At 61.7% G+C, this 21,255-nt stretch carries 16 protein-coding genes; all 16 read right to left on the reverse strand.

The features are described from left to right. Positions 1–129: 129 nt before the first annotated feature. The 16 genes from mdoH to hutU all read right to left on the reverse strand — a co-directional run bounded on the left by mdoH (position 130) and on the right by hutU (position 21,200). Positions 130–2,700 carry a glucans biosynthesis glucosyltransferase MdoH gene (gene mdoH / locus EJ576_RS05070; RefSeq protein WP_123475228.1) on the reverse strand — a complete coding sequence of 857 codons (2,571 nt, stop codon included), beginning with the start codon at positions 2,698–2,700 and terminating at the stop codon, positions 130–132. Next, positions 2,693–4,429 carry a glucan biosynthesis protein G gene (locus tag EJ576_RS05075; protein ID WP_028615395.1) on the reverse strand — a complete coding sequence of 579 codons (1,737 nt, stop codon included), beginning with the start codon at positions 4,427–4,429 and terminating at the stop codon, positions 2,693–2,695. The genes mdoH and EJ576_RS05075 overlap by 8 nt, the downstream gene beginning before the upstream one ends. Before the next feature lie 267 nt (positions 4,430–4,696). After that, positions 4,697–5,134 carry a D-aminoacyl-tRNA deacylase gene (gene dtd / locus EJ576_RS05080; RefSeq protein ID WP_122730434.1) on the reverse strand — a complete coding sequence of 146 codons (438 nt, stop codon included), beginning with the start codon at positions 5,132–5,134 and terminating at the stop codon, positions 4,697–4,699. Continuing rightward, the gene (gene pip / locus EJ576_RS05085) at positions 5,131–6,102 is read right to left on the reverse strand and encodes a prolyl aminopeptidase (protein WP_123475232.1); all 972 of its coding nucleotides are present in this window, start codon (positions 6,100–6,102) and stop codon (positions 5,131–5,133) included. Before pip ends, dtd begins: the two co-directional genes overlap by 4 nt. 103 nt (positions 6,103–6,205) lie before the next feature. Then, a complete protein-coding gene (locus EJ576_RS05090) occupies positions 6,206–7,141 on the reverse strand; it encodes an alpha/beta hydrolase (RefSeq protein WP_126569681.1) in 936 nt (311 codons plus the stop codon). Continuing rightward, the gene (locus EJ576_RS05095; RefSeq protein ID WP_122730427.1) at positions 7,138–8,070 is read right to left on the reverse strand and encodes a choline ABC transporter substrate-binding protein; all 933 of its coding nucleotides are present in this window, start codon (positions 8,068–8,070) and stop codon (positions 7,138–7,140) included. The genes EJ576_RS05090 and EJ576_RS05095 overlap by 4 nt, the downstream gene beginning before the upstream one ends. Before the next feature lie 190 nt (positions 8,071–8,260). Then, positions 8,261–9,061, reverse strand: a complete 801-nt coding sequence (hutG, locus tag EJ576_RS05100; protein WP_122730426.1) for an N-formylglutamate deformylase — start codon at positions 9,059–9,061, stop codon at positions 8,261–8,263. Between the two features lie 12 nt (positions 9,062–9,073). Next, positions 9,074–10,279, reverse strand: a complete 1,206-nt coding sequence (gene hutI / locus EJ576_RS05105) for an imidazolonepropionase (RefSeq protein ID WP_126569682.1) — start codon at positions 10,277–10,279, stop codon at positions 9,074–9,076. A 15-nt stretch (positions 10,280–10,294) separates the two neighbouring features. Continuing rightward, positions 10,295–11,704, reverse strand: a complete 1,410-nt coding sequence (locus tag EJ576_RS05110; protein ID WP_028615389.1) for an amino acid permease — start codon at positions 11,702–11,704, stop codon at positions 10,295–10,297. A 201-nt stretch (positions 11,705–11,905) separates the two neighbouring features. Further along, on the reverse strand, positions 11,906–13,444 hold the full coding sequence (hutH, locus tag EJ576_RS05115; protein WP_122730420.1) for a histidine ammonia-lyase: 1,539 nt from the start codon (positions 13,442–13,444) through the stop codon (positions 11,906–11,908). Between the two features lie 32 nt (positions 13,445–13,476). Next, positions 13,477–14,985: a histidine ammonia-lyase gene (gene hutH / locus EJ576_RS05120; protein ID WP_126569683.1), complete on the reverse strand. Its 1,509-nt coding sequence runs from the start codon at positions 14,983–14,985 to the stop codon at positions 13,477–13,479. Between the two features lie 160 nt (positions 14,986–15,145). Next, complete coding sequence (locus tag EJ576_RS05125; protein ID WP_050572407.1) at positions 15,146–15,970, reverse strand: glycine betaine/L-proline ABC transporter ATP-binding protein; 825 nt, start codon at positions 15,968–15,970, stop codon at positions 15,146–15,148. After that, positions 15,967–16,818 (reverse strand): proline/glycine betaine ABC transporter permease, encoded by an 852-nt coding sequence (locus tag EJ576_RS05130; RefSeq protein ID WP_028615386.1) that lies wholly within the window; start codon positions 16,816–16,818, stop codon positions 15,967–15,969. Before EJ576_RS05130 ends, EJ576_RS05125 begins: the two co-directional genes overlap by 4 nt. A gap of 71 nt (positions 16,819–16,889) precedes the next feature. Beyond that, entirely contained in the window at positions 16,890–17,855 is a 966-nt protein-coding gene (locus EJ576_RS05135) for an ABC transporter substrate-binding protein (protein ID WP_126569684.1), read from the reverse strand. A gap of 69 nt (positions 17,856–17,924) precedes the next feature. Further along, positions 17,925–19,370 (reverse strand): cytosine permease, encoded by a 1,446-nt coding sequence (locus tag EJ576_RS05140; RefSeq protein ID WP_068933863.1) that lies wholly within the window; start codon positions 19,368–19,370, stop codon positions 17,925–17,927. A 144-nt stretch (positions 19,371–19,514) separates the two neighbouring features. Then, entirely contained in the window at positions 19,515–21,200 is a 1,686-nt protein-coding gene (hutU, locus tag EJ576_RS05145) for a urocanate hydratase (protein ID WP_256656584.1), read from the reverse strand. Positions 21,201–21,255: the final 55 nt, after the last annotated feature.

Consider the following 21,255-nt stretch of genomic DNA (forward strand, 5'->3'; position numbering starts at 1 on the left):
CAATACGCCTCGAACAAGGGTCTTTTGTTTCGAAAAAACAAGGGCTTGGCGTAAGGGAGGAAGAAGGGGGAAACGCTGTAGGACCAGCGCGTCGAACACCCCCGAGGAGAACCCTCGGGGGCGTCTGAATCAGGCCGGTTGGGCCTGGGACGACAACGGTTGCAGCGGCAGCAACGGCGCGTGCGGATCAGCCTTGATCGAGTCACGCCAGGCGGCGAGCCACTCGGCATGGCCTTCGCTCCAGACGTGCTCATGCAGGCGCGCCAGGGCGACCGGGTCGCTCAGCAGGGCCAGGCGTTCGCCGTTGTTGAGGCCAGCGGGGCCGACTTTTAACGCATGACGCACACGTTCGGTACGCAGGTACTCGATCGGCTCGGCCTCACGGTGACGCGACGTCGCCAGGGCACAGGCAAGGGCGTTCTGCTGTGGGTCGACCACCGAACGCACGAAGCCGTCGTTCAGCGCGTGCCAACGGTTTTCGTGGGTGTACAACTCGGTCGACAGCAAGGCCTGTGGCGGATTGTATTCCTCGGGGATCAGGAACAGGCTCTCGTCGCGGGACTTGAGGCCCAGCCCGACACGGCTGGAGATCACCGAGACCGGGATCGACAGCATCAGCGAACCCACGATCGGCACCAACCACCACAGGAAGCTCGGGTTCAACCACACTACCAACAGGGCCCACAGGAAGCCCAGCACGGTTTGCGGACCGTGGCGCTTGACCGCTTCGCTCCATGGGGTGGAGTCGTCGTCACGCTGCGGTGAGTTCCAGGTTGCGGCCCAGCCGAGGAACGCGGCGAGCACGAAACGGGTGTGGAAAATCATCCGCACCGGCGCCAGCAGCATGGAGAACAGCATCTCCAGCAGCATCGACAAGGTCACCTTGAACTTGCCGCCGAACTCTTTCGCGCCCTTGGCCCAGATCAGGATGATGCTCAGCAGTTTCGGCAGGAACAGCAGCACGATGGTGGTAGAGAACAGCGCCACCGCCTTGTCCGGATGCCATTGCGGCCACAGCGGGTACAACTGGCGTGGTGCCATGAAGTACTGCGGCTCCATCAGGGTATTCACCGCCAGCAGCGCCGTGGACAGCACCAGGAACAGGAACCACAACGGCGCCGACAGGTAGGACATCACGCCGGTCAGGAACACCGCACGGTGCACCGGGTGCATGCCCTTGACCAGGAACAGGCGGAAGTTCATCAGGTTACCGTGGCACCAACGACGGTCACGCTTGAGTTCGTCCAACAGGTTCGGCGGCAGCTCTTCGTAGCTGCCCGGCAGGTCGTAGGCAATCCACACGCCCCAGCCGGCACGGCGCATCAGCGCAGCTTCAACGAAGTCGTGGGACAGAATGGAACCGGCGAACGCGCCTTTGCCCGGCAACGGCGCCAGGGCGCAGTGCTCGATGAACGGCTTCATGCGGATGATTGCGTTGTGACCCCAGTAGTGGGATTCACCCAGCTGCCAGAAGTGCAGGCCGGCGGTGAACAGCGGGCCATACACGCGGGTAGCGAACTGCTGCATGCGCGCATACAGGGTGTCCATGCCCGACGCACGCGGCGCGGTCTGGATGATCCCTGCATCCGGCGTGGCTTCCATCAAACGTACCAGGCTGGTCAGGCATTCGCCGCTCATCACGCTGTCCGCGTCGAGCACAACCATGTACTTGTAGTCACCGCCCCAGCGACGGCAGAAGTCGTCGAGGTTGCCGCTCTTGCGCTTTACGCGACGGCGGCGACGGCGATAGAAGATCTTGCCGAAACCACCGGCCTCGCGGCACACGTCGAGCCAGGCTTGCTGTTCGGCGATGCAGATATCGGCATCATTACTGTCGCTGAGCACGAAGAAATCGAAGCGATCCAGATCACCCGTGGCGGCGACCGACTCGAACGTGGCACGCAAACCGGCAAATACCCGAGGCACGTCTTCGTTGCAGATCGGCATCACCAACGCGGTACGGGCATCTTTCGGAATCGGCTCGTCACCGGCACTTTTACCGGAGATGCGGTATTTATCGTGGCCGGTCAGCAGTTCCAGGAAGCCCATCAACGCGGTCCAGAAACCGGCTGACACCCAGCAGAACAAGATCCCGAACATAATCAGGATGCTGGTTTGCAGGGCGTAAGGCAGTACCTGGGTAGCAGTTTGCAGCAGGGTCTGGTTACGGATTTCGTCGAAGTCGACCAGCGACCAACCCTGGTACGGCATGATGCCTTTCATGTACCAACCGGCAACGATGGTCTGGCCGAGCATCAGCACCAGCAGGATGTAACGACGGATCGAACCGACCGTACGCCAGCGCGCAGCCGGCAATACACGCTCATCCTTCGGCGGCGCCGGAGGATTGCTGCGCCCGGTGATACGGCGCCAGCCGCGCACCAGGATATTGGTGCGCCACGGCTCCGGCACCACGCGGGTACGACGGATCGGCGGCGTGGCCTTCAAGCACACGCGACCGGCGGCGTCGACCGCCAGCATTTCGGCGTCTTGCAGCTCTTCGGCGGTGTTGAGGGTCAATCGGCGGCCAACCGACGCCTGGGCGGCATCGACCGGCGCATCGAAGGTCGACGACGACAAGCGTTCGTGCAACTCGGTGAAGGATGTGCAACCCGCCAGTTCGGCGCGCTGCTCAGCGGTCATCGGTAGATGCGCCAGATACTCCTGCAGAGTTTCTGGCTGGACTTGAGAATTACTCATCGGCAGGCAACTGGTAGCTCCAGGTTTCGGTCAGGACTTGTTCGGTCTTGATCGGCTCCGGTGTGGCTGGGGCAGCTTCTGGCTGCTTGGCTTCCTTGTCTTTCGCGTCTTTCTTGGCCTGTTTCTCGTGCTGCTTGGCCAGGACCTTGTCAGCCTTGAGCACGTGGCTGGAATCCTGCTCAGGAGCCGGCGGCGGAACGTCCTGCACCAGCGCAGCGCGCATTTCGGTCGGCTTGCCTGCGTCCTTGATCTTCATGCGCAGGGTCAGGCGCCAGCCTTTCGTGTGTTCGTTGTAGCGCACACTGTTTTCAACCAGTTCGGCGTTGTCGCTGACGCTCACTTGGCTGCGCACCGGGGCATCCGATGGCAGGGCCTTGAGGGATGGGCCCTCGAAGTCCACCAGGTAGGCCACGCTGCCGTCAGGCTGGCGGATCAGGTTGGATTGCTTCACGTCACCGGTAGAACGTAGGGTTTGCTTGACCCACGCGCTGTCGCTCGGGTGCAGGGACTTTTCGTCCATGGTCCAGTGCAGGCGGTAGGAAACATCCAGTGGCTTGCCGACTTCAGGCAGCTCGGCCGGGCTCCAGAACGCAACGATGTTGTCGTTGGTTTCGTCGGCGGTTGGGATTTCCACCAGGTTGACGGTGCCTTTGCCCCAGTCGCCCTCAGGCTCGATCCAGGCGCTTGGGCGCTTGTCGTAGTTGTCGTCGAGGTCTTCGTAGTGGCTGAAGTCGCGACCGCGTTGCAGCAGGCCGAAACCTTTCGGGTTCTCTACGGTGAAGTTGCTGACCGACAGGTGTTTCGGGTTGTTCAGTGGGCGCCAGATCCACTCGCCGTTGCCGGCATGGATCGACAGACCGCTGGAGTCGTGCAGTTCACGACGGTAGTTCAGCACTTTGGAAGGCTGGTTCGCGCCGAACAGGTACATGCTGGTCAACGGGGCAACGCCCAGCTTGCTGACCTTGTCACGCAGGAACATCTGGGATTTCACGTCGACAATGGTGTCGGTGCCCGGACGCAGGATCAGGCGATAAGCGCCAGTAGCCCGCGGGGAGTCCAGCAAGGCAAAGATCACCAATTGTTTCTCACCCGGCTTTGGACGCTCGATCCAGAATTCGGTGAACCGCGGGAACTCTTCCCCGGACGGCAATGCGGTGTCGATCGCCATGCCACGGGCAGACAGGCCATACGCCTGGCCCTTGCCGACCACGCGGAAGTAGCTCGCGCCCAGCATGGTCATGATTTCGTCTTGCTTGTCGGCCTTGTTGATCGGGTACAGCACACGGAAGCCGGCATAACCCAGCTGTTCGGTGGCTTTAGGATCAAACTTCACGTCGCCAAAATCGAAGCGCGTCGGGTCGTATTTGATTTCCTGGACGCTGTCGGCGGTGACTTCGTTGATTTTCACCGGTGTATCGAAGTGCATACCCTGGTGATAGAAGGACAGCTTGAACGGGGTGTTCTGATCGGCCCACTCGGCTTTTTCGTTGCGGAAACGAATCTTCTGGTAGTCCGCGAACTTCATTTCACGGAATTCGTTCGGCAGATTGCTGCGCGGAGCTTCGTATTTCTGCCCGGCCAGCTCTTTTGCCTTGGCCGACACATCATCCAGACTGAATGCCCACAGTTGACCCGCGCCGAACAGGCAAAACAGGGCGGAGCCCGTCACCAGTGCGTTTCGTAACCGTTTGGCAGACAATTTTGGTGCATTACAGGGACTAACAATCACGAGCAACCCTCGCCGAAAACAGATCAAAAAACCAACGGCCAGCTATCTATATGCCAGGTTGGCGAGCATTGTTCCGACTCCCCTGGGGCGAAATGATTCCCCATTGGCGATCGGACAAGTCTCTACCTAAGTCAAAAATGGACCAAACAACGCTGATCCCCGTAGCGCGCGATTATCTAGTAGCCCGCGATACAACGCATCAGGGATAACGAAGTATTTGTAGCGAAACCCTGCGTTTTTAGGCATTAAAAGTCGTTTTTAATACATTCACGTCTGCAAGAGGAAGGTCACAGGGCCATCATTGACCAAATGCACCTGCATATCGGCGCCAAAACGCCCTGACGCCACCTTGCCATGCAATTGTTGCGCTTGTAACAGCAAGTGATCAAAAAGCGCTGCTCCCAGGGCCGGCGGGGCCGCTGTGGAGAAGCTCGGCCGCAGCCCGCTCTTGGTATCGGCCGCCAGGGTGAACTGCGACACCAGCAGCAAACCGCCGTCGATATCCTTCAACGACAGGTTCATCTTGCCTTCGTCGTCACTGAACACCCGATAGTTCAACAGCTTGTGTAACAGCTTATCGGCACTCTCCGGCGTATCCGTAGGCTCGACGGCCACCAGCACCAGCAAACCCTGGTCGATGGCGCCGACGATTTTGCCCGCCACCTCGACCCGGGCGCCGCGCACCCGTTGCAGCAGGCCCTTCATGCTTCTTCAGGCGGCAGGTCGAGCAAGCGACGTGCCATTTCACTGGTCGCACGCACCAAGGCATCGGTGATGCCGGGTTCGGACGCCGCATGGCCGGCCTCGCGAATCACCTGCAACTCACTGTTGGGCCACGCCTGGTGCAACTCCCAAGCGTTATCCAAAGGGCAAATCATATCGTAGCGCCCGTGGATGATTACGCCAGGCAGATGGGCGATCTTGTGCATATCGCGGATCAGCTGGTTAGGCTCCAGAAACGAGTTGTTGGTGAAGTAGTGGCACTCGATCCGCGCGATGGACAGGGCGCGTTGCGGCTCGGAAAACCGCTCCACATGCTGTGGGCTCGGGCACAGGCCGAGCATGCGCCCTTCCCAGCCGGACCAGGCTTTGGCCGCGTGCATCTGGGCGATCTGATCGTTGCCGGTGAGGCGCTTGTGGTAGGCCGCGATCATGTCGTGGCGCTCTTCCGGCGGGATCGGCGCGAGGTAGTCCTGCCAGTAATCAGGGAACAGGCGGCTTGCCCCTTCCTGATAGAACCAGTGAATGTCCTGCGGACGTGCCAGGAAAATGCCGCGCACAATCAGGCCGAGCACCCGCTCCGGATGGGTTTGCGCGTAGGCCAGGGCCAGGGTCGAGCCCCAGGAGCCGCCGAACAGTACCCACTTGTCGATGCCCAGGTGCTCGCGGATGCGCTCTAGGTCGGCGACCAGGTCCCAGGTGGTGTTGTTTTCCAGGCTGGCGCGCGGGGTGGAGCGCCCGCAACCACGCTGGTCGAAAGTAACGATGCGGTACAGGTTCGGGTCGAAATAGCAGCGGCTCTGGGCATCACAACCGGCACCAGGGCCACCATGGATGAAGACAACGGGCAAACCTTCTGGGGAGCCACTTTCGTCGACGTACAGCGTGTGGGTGTCATCGACAGCCAGATCGTGCCGGGCGTGGGGTTTGATCTGCGGGAACCAAGTCTGCATTGCGCGCTCCGTAAGGGGTCGGGTTCATCCCTGGGGGGACGTCTTTTATTTTGCCGTCTGGCACTATAAACCCGAATTGTGCAATGAGCATGTCCTAGAGCACTTAGACCTGTGTCAGCCCTTCGCCCCCCAGGTAATCCAGCAGGTAATCGTAGAGCCGGTCCACTTCCGGCACCTGCCGCCGCGCCCGCAGGCAGCCGTGCACCAGGCCTTTGCCGGGATACAGCACGGTGGCTACGCCCGCCGCTTGCAGGCGTTCAGCGTAAAGCATGCCGTCGTCGCGCAGCGGGTCGAACTGGGCCACGGCGATGAACGCCTTGGGCAAACCGCTGAAGTCTGCGGCCAGCAGCGGCATGGCGTAGGGCGACGGTTTGCCGCTGCCCTGCAGGTACAGCACCAAGTAGCAGTCGGTGTCGGCGCTGCTGAGCAGGGGCGCGTCCATGCAGTCACGCCGCGATGGCAGGTCGGAGGGGCCGCCCAACCCCGGATATATCAAGACCTGGGCTCGCGGCAACGGTTGCCCGTCGTCACGCAATCCCGTACACAATGCTGCCGCCAAGTTGCCGCCCGCACTGTCGCCCATGACCACCAAACGCTGCACGTCGATGGCATAGGGCGCCTGCCCCGCCTGGATTGCCTGCCACACGGCACGACAATCCTCGTAGGCGGCCGGGAACGGGTGTTCAGGCGCCAGCCGATAATCAATGGCGATCACCAAGACTTGCAAGGCCGTGGCCAGTTCGAAGCAGATGAAATCGTGGGAATCCAGGTCGCCGACCACCCAGCCGCCGCCGTGCATATAAAGGAGGCATGGCCAGCCGTCAGGAGGCATCGGCGCGGCCGGCAGATAACTGCGCACGCCTACGCCGGCCAAGGCGAAGTCCTCGACCTGCAAGCTTTCTGGTTTCGGCGGGGTAAACGCCTGACACATGCGGTCGTAATTTTGACGTAAGCCTGCCAGCGAAGAGTCGTCGCTGGTGAAGGACTCCGTCTTATCCACGAACGCTGCCAACTCAGGCGAAATAGGGTATCGACTCATTTCAAACTCGCCTGGACCGCCGTGGCACCGTCGCTGCCATCAAACGCCTTGACCCCAGCCAGCCAGCGCTGCAAATCCTCGGGATGGTCACGCAACCATTGCTTGGCCACATCCTGCGGCGACTTTCGCTCCATGATCGGCACCATCAACTGGCTTTCCTGGGCGGCGGTGAAGGTGAGGTTCTCCAACAAGCGATTGGCGTTGGGGCAGCGCTCGGCAAAATCCGGCGCGGTGACGGTGGAGACGGTGGCGCGGCCTTCGTCGGGGCCGAACACGTCCTCACTGCCGGTGAGGTACGCCATCTTCATATTGATGTTCATCGGGTGCGGGGTCCAACCGACGAACACTACAAACTCCTTGCGATTCACCGCCCGCTGCACCGCCGCCAGCATTCCGGCTTCACCGGAAGCCACCAGCTTGAAGCCGCCGAGGCCAAAGTGGTTGGTGTCGATCATTTTCTGGATATCGGTATTGGCGCCGCTGCCTGGCTCGATCCCATAGATCTTGCCGCCCAGCTTGTCCTTGAAGCGGGCGATGTCGGCGAAAGTCTTCAAGCCTGCGTCGGCCACGTATTGCGGCACGGCCAGGGTGGCCTGGGCGTCGGCGAGGCTGGGCGTATCGAACACCTTGACCTGCTTGGCCGCCAGGAACGGCGCGATGTTGTTGTCCATCGCCGGCTTCCAGTAACCGAGGAAAATATCCAGGCGCTTGTCGCGGATGCCGGCAAAGATGATCTGCTGCACGGCGCTGGTCTGTTTGCTGTCGTAGCCGAGGCCATTGAGCAACACGTCGGCCATACCGGAGGTGGCGACCACGTCAGTCCAGCTGACCACGCCCATGCGGATGTTCTTGCAGGAGGCCGGCTCAGCGGCCATGGCGTGTGCACTGAACAGTGCGGCGCCGATAAGGCTCAACAAGGTTTTTTGCATGGGGGGTGGTCTCACTTGGCTGTTGTTATTCCACAACCTTAACCAGTGGAGCCTGAGTCAACACGAACTGGGGCGACGGGCAGTTGCACTGGGGCGACTGTGCGGCCGTCATCGCGGGCAAGCCCGCTCCCACATTTTGACCGTGTGAACCCGATTCATTGTGGGAGCTGGCTTGCCTGCGATAGCTATTTCAGCCGTAACGCTGTTGCCCCCAGGCTAACAACCCGTCGAGCAATTGCTTGAGCACCACCCGCGTCGGCTCGGCCAGATCCGGTCGATAACGGAACGGTTCGAACTCTTCCATATAGGCGCTCTGGCACAACTCCAGCTGCACCGCATGGATATCCTGCGCCGGGTCACCGTAATGCCGGGTGATATGGCCGCCCTTGAAACGCCCGTTCAGCACATGGGTGTATTGCGGATGCGCCGCGCAAATGGCCTCCAGTTGGCTGGCCAGCTCCGGATCACAGGCGGCGCCATTGAAAGTGCCGAGGTTGAAGTCCGGCAGCTTGCCTTCGAACAGGTGCGGGATGACCGAACGGATCGAGTGCGCATCGAACAGCAAGGCGTAGCCGAACTCGGCCTTGAGCCGTGCCAGCTCTTCCTGCAGCGTGCGGTGATACGGGCCCCAGACCTTTTGCAGGTAGCTGGCACGTTCGGTCTCGCTGGGTTCCAGGCCTTCCTGGAACAACGGCACGCCGTCGAACAGCGTGGCCGGGTACAGGCCGGTGGTGGCGCCCGCGTACAGCGGCTTGTCGTCGGAGGGACGGTTAAGGTCGATGACGAAGCGCGAGTACTCGGCCGCCAAGGTGCTGGCGCCCAGTTCTTCGGCAAAGTCATACAATGCGGGGATGTGCCAATCGGTGTCCGGCAGGCTTTGCGCCTCGGGGATCAACCCCGCCTCGACAGCAGGCGTCAGGCGCAGACCGGCGTGGGGCATGCTGATCAGCAGCGGCACACGGCCTTGTTTGAAGTTCAGAACCTTATCCACGAGCAGCACTCCTCAAACAGTGACGTCGACGCCATGGCGTACGACGCGTTTATCCAACTCGCCGCCCAGCCAATAGGCCAGGTCGGCGGGACGATCGATCTGCCAGGCGACGAAGTCCGCCACCTTGCCGACTTCCAGGGAGCCGTGGGTGTCGCCCATGCCCAACGCAGTGGCGGCATGTTGCGTGGCGCCGGCCAGGGCTTCTTCCGGGGTCATGCGGAACAGAGTGCAGGCCATGTTCAGCATCAGGCGCACCGACAGCGCTGGCGAGGTGCCGGGGTTGAGGTCGCTGGCGATGGCGATCTTCACGCCGTGCTTGCGCAGGGCGTCCATCGGCGGCAACTGGGTTTCGCGCAGGAAGTAGAACGCGCCCGGCAGCAAGACCGCGACGGTGCCGGAAGCGGCCATGGCGATGGCGTCTTCTTCAGTCATGAACTCCAGGTGGTCCGCCGACAGCGCCTGGTAACGCGCGGCGAGGCTGGAGCCGTGCAGCGACGAGAGTTGCTCGGCATGCAGCTTCACCGGCAGGCCGAGTTGCTGGGCAACTTTGAACACGCGCTCCACCTGCTCGGTGGAAAACGCCAGGTATTCACAAAACGCATCCACCGCGTCCACCAGCCCTTCCGCCGCCAAGGCTGGCAGCATTTCGGCGCAGATGTGCTCGATGTAGTCGTCGGCGCGGTCCTTGTATTCCGGCGGCAACGCGTGGGCCGCCAGGCACGTGGCGCGCACGCTGACCGGCAGCGCTTCACCGAGACGACGGGCTACGCGGAGCATTTTGCGTTCATTGGCCAGGTCCAGGCCGTAGCCGGACTTGATCTCTACGGTGGTCACGCCGTCCCGTAGCAGACTGCGCAGACGCTTTTCAGCGCTGGCAAACAGTTCATCTTCCGTCGCCGCACGGGTGGCACGCACAGTGCTGGCAATACCGCCGCCCTTGGCCGCGATCTCGGCGTAGCTCACGCCTTCGAGGCGCTGCTCGAACTCGCCGCTGCGGTTACCGCCAAACACCGTATGGGTGTGGCAGTCGATCAGGCCGGGGGTCACCCACGCGCCTTGCAGGTCATGCACCTGGGCGTAATCCGCCGTGGGTGCCTGGCTGCGGGGGCCGATCCACTCGATGAGCGAACCGACGGTCACCATGGCGGCATCCTCGATGATCGAGTATTTGCCCTGTGCCATGGTTGCGACGTGGCAGTGTTGCCAAAGCGTTTTCATCAACGCCTCCCTAGATTAACGATGAGACAAAGCCGGATCGTAATGGACCTTGGCCGCTTGCCCGGCAGCGGGCTTGACCCACAGCAGGTAAGCCACTACCAGCAGCACGATCCACACAGCACCGACCAGCAAAGCGGCCTGGGTGTCCGGGAAGTAACCCAGCACGCCAAACACGAACAGCATGAACACAATGGCGGCCGCCGGCGCATAGGGCCAGAACGGCACGGGGAATTTCAGTTCGGCCACCTGCTCTTTAGTCATCGAACGGCGCATGGCGACCTGGGTGAACAGGATCATCAGCCACACCCACACGGTGGCGAAGGTGGCAATCGAGGCGATCAGCAGGAACACGTTTTCCGGGATCAGGTAGTTGAGCACTACGCCGCCGAGCAGCGCTGCGCCCATCACCAGCACGGTCATCCACGGCACGCCGTGTTTGGACAATTGCGCGAAGCCCTTGGGCGCCTGCCCTTGCTGGGCCAAGCCGTACATCATGCGGCCAGCGCCGAAGATGTCGCTGTTGATGGCCGAAACGGCCGCCGAGATCACCACGATATTGAGAATAGTCGCCGCCGAGCCGATGCCCAAGTTGCTAAAGATCTGCACAAACGGGCTGCCTTGGCTGCCGATCTGCGGCCATGGATAGATGGCCATCAGCACAAACAAAGTCAGTACGTAGAACAGCAGGATACGCAGCGGCACCGCGTTGATCGCCTTGGGGATCACGCGTTGCGGGTCCTTGGCTTCGCCGGCGGTGATGCCAATGATTTCGATGCCGCCAAAGGCAAACATCACCACTGCGAACGAGGCGATCAGGCCGCCGACACCATTAGGCATGAAGCCGCCGTGGGCCCACAGGTTGCTAAGGCCGCTGGCCTGGGTTTCACCGGCAGAATGAATACCGAACAGCATGATGCCGAAACCGCCGAGGATCATCGCCACGATGGCGCCTACCTTGAGCAGCGACAGCCAGAACTCCATTTCGCCAAACACTTTGACGTTGCACAGGTTCAGGCCGCCGATCAAAAACACAATGCCGAGCACCCAGACCCAACGCGCGACTTCGGGAAACCAGAAGCCCATGTAGATACCGAAGGCGGTCACATCAGCCAGGCAGACGATGATCATTTCAAACGCGTAGGTCCACCCAAGAATAAACCCGGCCATGGGGCCCAGGTAGGTGCTGGCGTACTGGCCAAAAGAACCAGCCACCGGGTTGTGCACGGCCATTTCGCCGAGGGCACGCATCACCATGAACACGGCGGCGCCGCCGATCAGGTAGGCCAGCAGCACGGCGGGGCCGGCCATCTGGATGGCGGAGGCAGAGCCGTAGAACAGCCCGGTGCCAATCGCAGAACCGAGTGCCATGAAGCGAATATGTCGGGCGCTGAGCCCGCGTTTCAAACCTTTCTCTTGCTGGTGCATTTCTCTTCCCTAGTTATTTTTATCCCGAGAAAAATCCGAATCTGTCACCTGACAACTGTAGTGAGCGGGCTTGCCCCGCGCCGGGCTGCGAAGCGGCCCTGAAGTTGCCACCGCATTTCTTCAGGCGGAACGCGGCGGCAGTTTTTGGGGCTGCTGCGCAGCCCAGCGCGGGGCAAGCCCGCTCACTACAGAATGTTGCGGTCACAGGCTCGGCAGCAACTTGGCCGGCACCAGCTCATTCAGGCAGCGGCTGGCCAACAGCTCGCTGGCGGCGTTGATGTCTGGTGCGAAGAAACGGTCCTTCTCATAGAACGCCACTTTGTCACGCAGAATCCCACGTGCCTTTTCAAGCGCAGGCGAAGTTTTCAGGCCGTCGCGCAGGTCCAGGCCCTGGCACGCGGCCAGCCATTCCACGGCGAGAACGCCACGGGTGTTTTCAGCCATTTCCCACAGGCGCTTGCCCGCAGCCGGGGCCATGGACACATGGTCTTCCTGGTTGGCCGAGGTCGGCAGGCTGTCGACGCTATGGGGATGGGCCAGCGCCTTGTTTTCGCTGGCGAGCGCGGCGGCGGTAACTTGGGCGATCATGAAGCCGGAGTTCACGCCACCATTGCCCACCAGGAACGGCGGCAGTTGCGACATGTGCTTGTCCATCATCAACGAGATACGGCGTTCGCTGAGGGAACCGATTTCAGCGATGGCCAGCGCCATGTTGTCGGCGGCCATGGCCACCGGTTCGGCGTGGAAGTTACCACCGGAAATCACGTCACCTTCGGCGGCAAAGACCAGCGGGTTATCCGACACGGCGTTGGCCTCTACCACCAGCACCTCGGCGGCCTGGCGGAACTGGGTCAGGCACGCGCCCATGACTTGCGGCTGGCAACGCAGGGAGTATGGGTCCTGCACCTTGTCGCAGTTCTGGTGCGACTGGGACACCTGACTGCTTTCACCCAGCAGGTGACGATAGGCCGCTGCCGAATCGATCTGCCCACGCTGGCCGCGTGCGGCATGAATGCGTGCGTCGAAGGGTGAGCGCGAACCCAGCACCGCTTCCACGGTGAGTGCGCCACACGCCAGGGCGCCGGCGAACAGGTCTTCACCTTCGAACAGGCCACGCAGGGCGTACGCGGTGGACACCTGGGTGCCGTTGAGCAGCGCCAGGCCTTCTTTGGCGGCGAGGGTCAACGGCGTGAGGCCGGCGACCTTCAGCGCTTCGGTGGCTTCCAGCCATTCGCCCTTGTAGCGTGCCTTGCCTTCGCCCAGCAGCACCAAAGACATGTGCGCCAAGGGCGCCAAGTCGCCGGAGGCACCGACCGAGCCCTTCAACGGAATATGCGGGTACACCTCGGCGTTGATCAGCGCGATCAGCGCGTCGATCACCTGGCGGCGGATCCCGGAGAACCCACGGCTGAGGCTGTTGACCTTGAGCACCATGACCAGCCGCACCAGCGCATCGCTGATCGGCTCACCTACACCGGCAGCATGGGACAGCACCAGGGAACGCTGGAGGTTTTCCAGGTCTTCGCTGGCGATGCGGGTCGAGGCCAACAGGCCAAAACCGGTGTTGATGCCATAGGCGGTGCGGTTCTCGGCGAGAATCTGCTCCACGCAGGCGACACTGGCTTCGATCTGCGCCGTGGCGCTGTCATCCAGACTGAGGGTTACCGGCTGCTGGTAGATGGCTCGCAGTTGGGCAAGGCTCAGTTGGCCTGGAATCAGGTTTAGCGCAGTCACATTCATACTCCTTTTGAATTGTTCTTTTGAATAAGTCTTCAGTGGAAATTCGGTAAGTCGGTGTCTTTGAGCAGCTGGGCGGTGGCCGCAATGTCCGGCGCCAGCCAGCGATCCTGCTCGTAGGCCGGCACTACTTCACGCAGCAAGCGCCAGGCGCGGCCGGTGCCGGCGCCAAAGCGTTGTTCTTTGAGAAACTCGAACGCCTGGGCCGCCAGCAAGTACTCGATGGCGAGGATCTGCGTCACGTTGGCCAACACCTGGTGCAGCTTGAGCGCGGCATTGGTGCCCATGCTCAGGTGGTCTTCCTGCAGGCCCGAGGTGACGAAGTTGTCGAGCACCGCCGGTTGCGCCAACTGGCGGTTTTGCCCACACAGCGAGGCGGCGACGTACTGCACGATCATCATCCCGGAGTTGACCCCGGGGTTGCTCACCAGGAACGCCGGCAAGCCGCTGACGTGCGGGTTGATCAGGCGATCCAGGCGACGTTCGGCCACCGAGCCGATTTCGGCCATGGCAATCGCGAGCATGTCCGCCGCCAATGCCACGGATTGTCCGTGGGGGTTGGCCTGGGACACTACGCGGTAATTGTCTGGCGTACCGAGTACCAGCGGGTTATCGGTGGCGCTGTTGAGTTCGGTCTCGATCTGGCGGGTGGCGTGTTCTACCTGGTCGCGAGCCGCGCCATGGATCTGCGGGATCGAGCGAATGCTTAACGCATCCTGTGTGCGAATGCCCTTGCTGCTGGCGATCACTTCGCTGCCATCAAGCAGGGCGCGCAGGTTGATACCCACTTGCTGCATGCCGGGGTGCGGCTTGAGGGCGATGATCTCTTCGTCAAACGCGTCGATCTGGCCGCGCTGGGCTTCGAAACTCATGGCTCCAATCACGTCGGCCCATTGCAGCAGGTGATGCGCATCGGCCAGGGCCAGGCAGCTCAGGCCGGTCATGCACGGCGTGCCGTTGACCAGGCACAGCCCGTCCTTGGCGCCGAGCACTACCGGGTGCAAACCTTCAGCGCTTAAGGCCTCTTGAGCCGGAACGATGCGGCCTCGGTAACTCACATTGCCCACGCCCAACAAGGCCACGCCCACATGGGCCATATGGGTCAGGTAACCCACCGAACCCTGGGACGGCACTTGCGGTGTGATGCCGTGGTTGAGCAGCGCCAGCAACGAATGCACCACCTGCGGATGCAGGCCGGATTTGCCGTGGCTGTAGTTGATGATCGCCGCGCAGATGATCGCGCGGGTCTGCTCGTCGCTCAGCGCCGGGCCGACGCCGCAGGCATGGCTCAGCAAGGTGTTGCGCGACAGTTGGCTGAGTTGTTCGCCCTTGAGCGACACATTGCACAGCGCACCCAGGCCGGTGTTCACGCCATACGCGCGCTCACCGCTGGTGACGATGCGTTGCACGATGGCCTGGGCATTGTCGATGCGCGCCCAGGCCTGGCCCGAGAGTTCAAGCACCGCGCCGTGGCGGGCCACGGCGACAACGTCCTGCCAGCGCAGCGGGGCGTTGGCGATGATGATTTTTGTTGGCTGGGACATCTTCATACCTTCTTCAATTCTTGTGCAGCCTTGCCGGCCTCATCGCGGGCAAGCCCGGCTCCCACATTTGAGCTGTGTGAACTCGATCAAATGTGGGAGCTGGCTTGTCGAATCGTCGCACCGCTGCGATAGCGCCAGCCGGTTCACCACATAATCCGGGTCAGACCACCGCCGCCCGCCGCTGAACAAACCGATCCACATATTCATCCGCCGGCGAATGCAGGATCTCCCGAGGGGTGCCGACTTGGATCAGCTTGCCATCCTTGAGGATCGCAATGCGGTTGCCGATGCGCACGGCCTCGTCGAGGTCGTGGGTGATGAACACGATGGTTTTGTGCAGGGTCTTTTGCAGCTCCAGCAACTGGTCCTGCATCTCGGCGCGGATCAGTGGGTCGAGAGCACTGAAAGCCTCGTCCATCAGGATGATGTCGGTGTCCGCCGCCAAGGCACGGGCCAGGCCGACGCGCTGGCGCATGCCACCGGAGAGCTGGTGCGGGTATTTGTTTTCGTAGCCCTTGAGGCCCACGGTTTCGATCCAGTGCAGGGCGCGTTCGGCGCAGACCTGCTTGGTTTCGCCACGTACCTTCAGGCCGTAGGCGACGTTGTCGAGCACGCTCTTGTGGGGCAGCAGGCCGAAGCTCTGGAACACCATGCTGATCTTGTGCCGACGGAATTGGCGCAGGGCTTCCATGTCCAGTTGCAGGATGTCTTCGCCGTCCACCAGGATCGCACCGCTGGTGGGGTCGATCAGGCGGTTGAAGTGACGCACCAACGTGGACTTGCCAGAACCCGACAGGCCCATGATCACGAAGATCTCGCCGGTGCCGATGCTCAGGGACAAGTCGTTCACGCCGACCACGCAGCCGGTCTCGGCCAGCACCTGGTCCTTGGTCTTGCCCTGGCCGATCAGCGACAGCGCGTCCTTGGAGCGCGCGCCGAAGATCTTGAAGACGTTTTTAACTTCGATTTTGCTGACAGTAGTCATTTGCTCGCCTCATGCCGTGGACGACCATAGGCCTGGGTAATGCGGTCGATGACCACTGCGAGAATCACGATCGCCAGTCCGGCTTCGAGGCCACGGCCGACGTTGAGGGTCTGGATGCCGACGAGGACGTCTTCACCCAAGCCACGGGCGCCGATCATCGAGGCGATCACCACCATCGACAGCGCCATCATGGTGGTCTGGTTGATACCGGCCATGATGCTCGGCAACGCCAGCGGCAGTTGCACGCCGAACAGTTGCTGCCAGCGGTTGGCACCAAAGGCGTTGATGGCTTCCATGACTTCGCCGTCGACCTGGCGAATGCCTAGGTCAGTGAGACGGATCAGCGGTGGCGCGGCGTAGATCACCGTGGCGAAAATCGCCGGGACCTTGCCCAGGCCGAACAGCATCAGCACCGGAATCAGGTACACGAAGCTCGGCATGGTCTGCATGATGTCGAGCAGCGGCATCAGCACCGAACGCAGGCGATTGCTGCGTGCGGACAGAATGCCCAGCGGAATACCGATCAGCACCGAGATCACCGTGGCGACCATCATCAAGGCCAGGGTCTGCATCAGCTTGTCCCACAGGCCAACCGCGCCTACCAGGAACAGCAAACCGACGATCACCGCCGTGGTCACCACCTTGCGGGTGGCATGCCAGGCGACGCCGCCGACGATGGCCAGCATCAGCCACCAGGGCGCTGCGCGCAGCAACCCTTCCAGGTTGACGATGGCCCATAGCAGGGTGTCGGAAATGTGTCGGAACACATCGCCGTAGTTGGTGACCAGTGAATCCACCCAACCGTTGACCCAGTCGGCGATGGAAAACGTAAAACTCTCAGGAAACATATCGTGCTCTCGATCCAGTGGGTTGTGGCTGGGCGTCCGGTTGCCGGTGAAGGCAACCGGAAACGCTCAACCTACAAGGCCGCGTCGATTTTCTTGGCTGCGTCGTCGCTCACCCATGCGTGCCAGACTTCAGGATGTTCCTTGAGGAAGATTTTCGCCAGTTTTGGCGACTCAATTCGCTCCTTGGCCATGCGACCCAGGTTCTGGTTCAGCAGGTCGATCGGCAGGTTGACCTTTTCCAGCACGGCCACCAGTTCCGGGGCTTGTTCGTGGAAGGTCTTGGACAGGCCGACCTTGATGCTCACGCTTTTATCCACACCGGGCTTCTCTTCCAGCTTGACCAGGTCGACCTGGCCCATCAGCGGGGTTGGCGACCAGTAGTAGAACAGGATCGGCTCGCCACGCTTGTAGCTCGACAGCACCGCCGCATCCAGCGCCGGGCCGGTGCCTGGGCGGAAGTTGGTGTAGGCATTTTCCAGGCCGTAGCTTTTCAGCATTTCGCTGTTGTCCAGCTCACAGGTCCAGCCAGCCGGGCAGTTGTAGAAACGGCCCTTGGAGGGCTCTTCCTGGTCCTTGAACACCGCGGCGTACTTGGCCAGGTCAGCGATATTTTTCAGGTCGGGTGCCTTGGCTTCCAGCTTGCGTTTGGCATCGCCTTCGATCACATAACGCGGCACGTACCAGCCTTCGATGGCACCCACCACCGGGGCGCCGACGCCGACGACTTTGCCGGCCTTCTCGGCCTTGTTCCAGACCTCACTGCGACCGACCCACTCTTCGGCAAACACTTGGATGTCGTTGCTGCTCAGGGCATTTTCCATGGTGATGGAGTTGCCCGGCAGGCTGTCGGTTTTGCAGTCGTAGCCTTTTTCCAGCACGATTTGCAGGATGTCGGTGAGCAGCATGCCGCTTTCCCAGTTCAGGCCTGCGAATTTCACCGGCTTGCCGGATTCGCACCAGCCGGCAGCCTGGGCGCCGACGCTCGCCAGCAAGCCCGCAGAGAACAGTGTGGCCATCAGGGTCTTATGCATTTTCATTGTTGTGACGCTCCCAATCTTGAAATGGATTACGGCAGTCAGTAGGCATCCTGCCCTGTCCACGTCCCATCAGGCTTGTGCAGCCAGCCCGTTTGTTCTTGGTATAGCGCCCTGCTCTGTTGGCAGGATCAGTCGATCGGGCACCGTGCCGTGCCATTTTTTCGCACATAGGTAGTACAGCGCTGCCGGCAGGACCAGACCGATGATCCAGGAAATGTCGACATCACCCAGCGCAGCTACCAAAGGGCCGGTGTAGAACTTGGTGGAGATGAACGGCAATTGCACCAACACGCCGAAGACGTACACGCTGATCCCCAGCAGGTTCCAGCGACCGTAGCGACCGTTCGGATCGGCCAGCGCCGGCACGTCATAGCGGTCGCGGGTGATGCAGTAGTAATCCACCAGGTTGATCGCGCTCCAGGGCGTGAAGAACGCCAGCAGGAACAGGATGAAAGACTTGAACGCGCCGAGGAACGAATGCTGGCCGAGCAAGGCGATCAAAGTCGCGGTGCCGACAATCACCAGCACGAACACCAAGCGTTGCAAGCGCGTGACCTCCAGGCGGCCACGGAAGCCGCTGATGATGGTCGCGATGCACATGAAGCTGCCGTAGGAGTTGAGCGTAGAGATGGTGACCTTGCCGAACGCGATGCTGAAGTACAGCAGCGCGGCGGTAGCCCCCGTGCCACTCAAGCCCACGATATAGGCCACTTCGTGACCGGCGAATTGCCCGTTGGACATGGCCGCGGCAAACACGCCGAGGACCATCGCCACCTGGGCGCCAATCACCGAACCTGCGCCAGCGGCGAGGAAGGTTTTCACCGACGAGGTGTTGCTCGGCAAGTAACGTGAGTAGTCCGCCACGTACGGGCCGAAAGCGATCTGCCAAGAGGCCGCGAGCGACACCGCCAGCAGGAAGCTGCTCCAGCTGAAGTGGCGGATCTGCAGGAGTGCGCCAACGTCGGTCTGGCTCATCAAGCGGCTGAACAGGTAGACAAAGGCGATCACGCCAATGACGCTGGCGACACGACCGATGAAGTGGATCACCCGATAACCGAGCACCGTGACCAGCACGATGACACTGGCGAAGATCAGGATGCCGACGCTATCGCTGACCCCGAACAACTGGCCCAGCGCCTGACCGGACAATACCGTGCCGGTGGCGGTGAAGCCGAGGTACATCAGGCACACCAGCACGATAGGAATGGCCGCGCCATACACCCCGAACTGCACCCGGCTGGAGATCATCTGCGGCAGGCCCAGCTTGGGCCCTTGCGCCGCATGCAACGCCATGACGCCGCCGCCCAACAGTTGGCCGATAAACAGGCCGATCAACGACCAGAACACATCACCGCCCAGCACCACGGCCAGGGCCCCGGTGACAATCGCGGTGATCTGCAGGTTGGCCCCCATCCACAGGGTGAACTGGCTCAATAGACGACCGTGTCTTTCCGCTTCCGGGATGTAGTCGATCGAACGCCTTTCGATCAACGGGGTGGTGTCATTTGCAGCCATGTCGGTTCAACCTCTGATGGATTGCTCATAAAGCCTGTGTAAAACCGCTTTTCTGTGGGAGCTGGCTTGCCTGCGATGCGGGCGACTCGGTCTATCAGTAGAACCGAGGGGATGCCATCGCAGGCAAGCCAGCTCCCACATGGGTTATTTGATCATCGGGAGATTGAGGCCCTGCTCCTTGGCGCAGTCGATCGCGATCTGGTAACCGGCGTCTGCGTGACGCATCACACCGGTGGCCGGGTCATTGTGCAGTACACGGGCAATTCGCTCAGCCGCTTCGTCGGTGCCGTCGCAGACGATCACCATGCCGGAGTGCTGGGAGAAGCCCATGCCCACACCGCCGCCGTGGTGCAGCGAAACCCAGGTCGCGCCGCTGGCGGTGTTGAGCAAGGCGTTGAGCAGTGGCCAGTCGGACACGGCGTCGGAACCGTCCTGCATGGCTTCGGTTTCGCGGTTCGGGCTGGATACCGAGCCGGAGTCCAGATGGTCACGGCCAATCACCACCGGCGCCGACAGCTCGCCGCTGCGTACCATTTCGTTGAATGCCAGACCGAGCTTGGCGCGCTGGCCCAGGCCCACCCAGCAGATACGCGCCGGCAGGCCCTGGAAGCTGATGCGCTCGCGCGCCATGTCCAACCAGTTGTGCAGGTGGGCGTCGTCCGGGATCAGCTCTTTGACTTTGGCGTCGGTCTTGTAGATGTCTTGCGGGTCGCCCGACAGTGCCGCCCAGCGGAACGGGCCAATGCCACGGCAGAACAGTGGGCGGATGTAGGCCGGTACGAAACCCGGGAAGTCGAAGGCGTTTTCCACGCCTTCTTCCTGGGCCATCTGGCGGATGTTGTTGCCGTAGTCGAAGGTCGGGATGCCTTGTTTCTGGAATTCCAGCATGGCTTTGACGTGCACGGCCATCGACTGCTTGGCCGCCTTGATCACGGCAGCCGGCTCGGTCTTGGCGCGGGCGCGGTATTCGTCCCAGGTCCAGCCGGCTGGCAGGTAGCCGTTGAGCGGGTCGTGGGCGCTGGTCTGGTCGGTGACCATGTCTGGGCGCACGCCGCGCTTGACCAGTTCCGGCAGGATTTCCGCCGCGTTACCCAGCAGGGCAATGGAGATAGCCTTGCCTTCCTTGGTGTACTTGGCGATGCGCGCCAAGGCGTCGTCGAGGTCGGTGGCTTGTTCGTCGACATAGCGGCTGTTCAGACGGAAGTCGATGCTGACTTGTTGGCATTCAATGTTCAGCGAGCAGGCACCGGCCAGGGTTGCGGCCAAAGGTTGCGCGCCGCCCATGCCGCCGAGACCGGCGGTGAGCACCCAACGGCCAGTCAGGTCACTGTTGTAATGCTGGCGACCCGCTTCGACGAAGGTTTCGTAGGTGCCTTGGACGATGCCCTGGCTGCCGATGTAGATCCAGCTGCCGGCGGTCATCTGGCCGTACATGGCAAGGCCCTTGGCATCCAGTTCGTTGAAGTGTTCCCAGCTGGCCCAGTGCGGCACCAGGTTGGAGTTGGCGATCAATACACGTGGGGCGTTGCTGTGGGTCTTGAATACGCCCACCGGCTTGCCGGATTGCACCAGCAGGGTTTCGTCGTCATTCAGGTTAGTGAGGCTCTCGACGATCTGGTCGTAGCACTCCCAGTTGCGCGCCGCACGGCCGATACCGCCGTACACCACCAATTCTTTCGGGTTCTCGGCCACTTGCGGGTCGAGGTTGTTCATCAGCATGCGCAACGGCGCTTCAGTCAGCCAGCTTTTGGCGGTGAGCTTGTTACCGTGGGCGGCACGGATTTCGACGTCACGGTATTTTGTAGGCCTGGCTTTAGAAAAATCGGTCACGACTGGACTCCTCGGCATGATGCGCGAACATGGATGGTGCGAAGGAGAGTCTTAC

Source organism: Pseudomonas sp. C 49-2, assembly GCF_003970195.1.
GTDB lineage: Bacteria > Pseudomonadota > Gammaproteobacteria > Pseudomonadales > Pseudomonadaceae > Aquipseudomonas > Aquipseudomonas canadensis.

What these genes read in the sequence shown, in the direction of transcription:
- EJ576_RS05090 (WP_126569681.1), bottom strand. Translation starts at nt 7,141, where the DNA reads ATGAGTCGATACCCTATTTCGCCTGAGTTGGCAGCGTTCGTGGATAAG.
- dtd (WP_122730434.1), bottom strand. Translation starts at nt 5,134, where the DNA reads ATGAAGGGCCTGCTGCAACGGGTGCGCGGCGCCCGGGTCGAGGTGGCG.
- EJ576_RS05140 (WP_068933863.1), bottom strand. Translation starts at nt 19,370, where the DNA reads ATGGCTGCAAATGACACCACCCCGTTGATCGAAAGGCGTTCGATCGAC.
- hutH (WP_122730420.1), bottom strand. Translation starts at nt 13,444, where the DNA reads ATGAATGTGACTGCGCTAAACCTGATTCCAGGCCAACTGAGCCTTGCC.
- pip (WP_123475232.1), bottom strand. Translation starts at nt 6,102, where the DNA reads ATGCAGACTTGGTTCCCGCAGATCAAACCCCACGCCCGGCACGATCTG.
- EJ576_RS05125 (WP_050572407.1), bottom strand. Translation starts at nt 15,970, where the DNA reads ATGACTACTGTCAGCAAAATCGAAGTTAAAAACGTCTTCAAGATCTTC.
- EJ576_RS05110 (WP_028615389.1), bottom strand. Translation starts at nt 11,704, where the DNA reads ATGCACCAGCAAGAGAAAGGTTTGAAACGCGGGCTCAGCGCCCGACAT.
- hutI (WP_126569682.1), bottom strand. Translation starts at nt 10,279, where the DNA reads ATGAAAACGCTTTGGCAACACTGCCACGTCGCAACCATGGCACAGGGC.
- EJ576_RS05130 (WP_028615386.1), bottom strand. Translation starts at nt 16,818, where the DNA reads ATGTTTCCTGAGAGTTTTACGTTTTCCATCGCCGACTGGGTCAACGGT.
- mdoH (WP_123475228.1), bottom strand. Translation starts at nt 2,700, where the DNA reads ATGAGTAATTCTCAAGTCCAGCCAGAAACTCTGCAGGAGTATCTGGCG.
- hutH (WP_126569683.1), bottom strand. Translation starts at nt 14,985, where the DNA reads ATGTCCCAGCCAACAAAAATCATCATCGCCAACGCCCCGCTGCGCTGG.
- EJ576_RS05095 (WP_122730427.1), bottom strand. Translation starts at nt 8,070, where the DNA reads ATGCAAAAAACCTTGTTGAGCCTTATCGGCGCCGCACTGTTCAGTGCA.
- EJ576_RS05135 (WP_126569684.1), bottom strand. Translation starts at nt 17,855, where the DNA reads ATGAAAATGCATAAGACCCTGATGGCCACACTGTTCTCTGCGGGCTTG.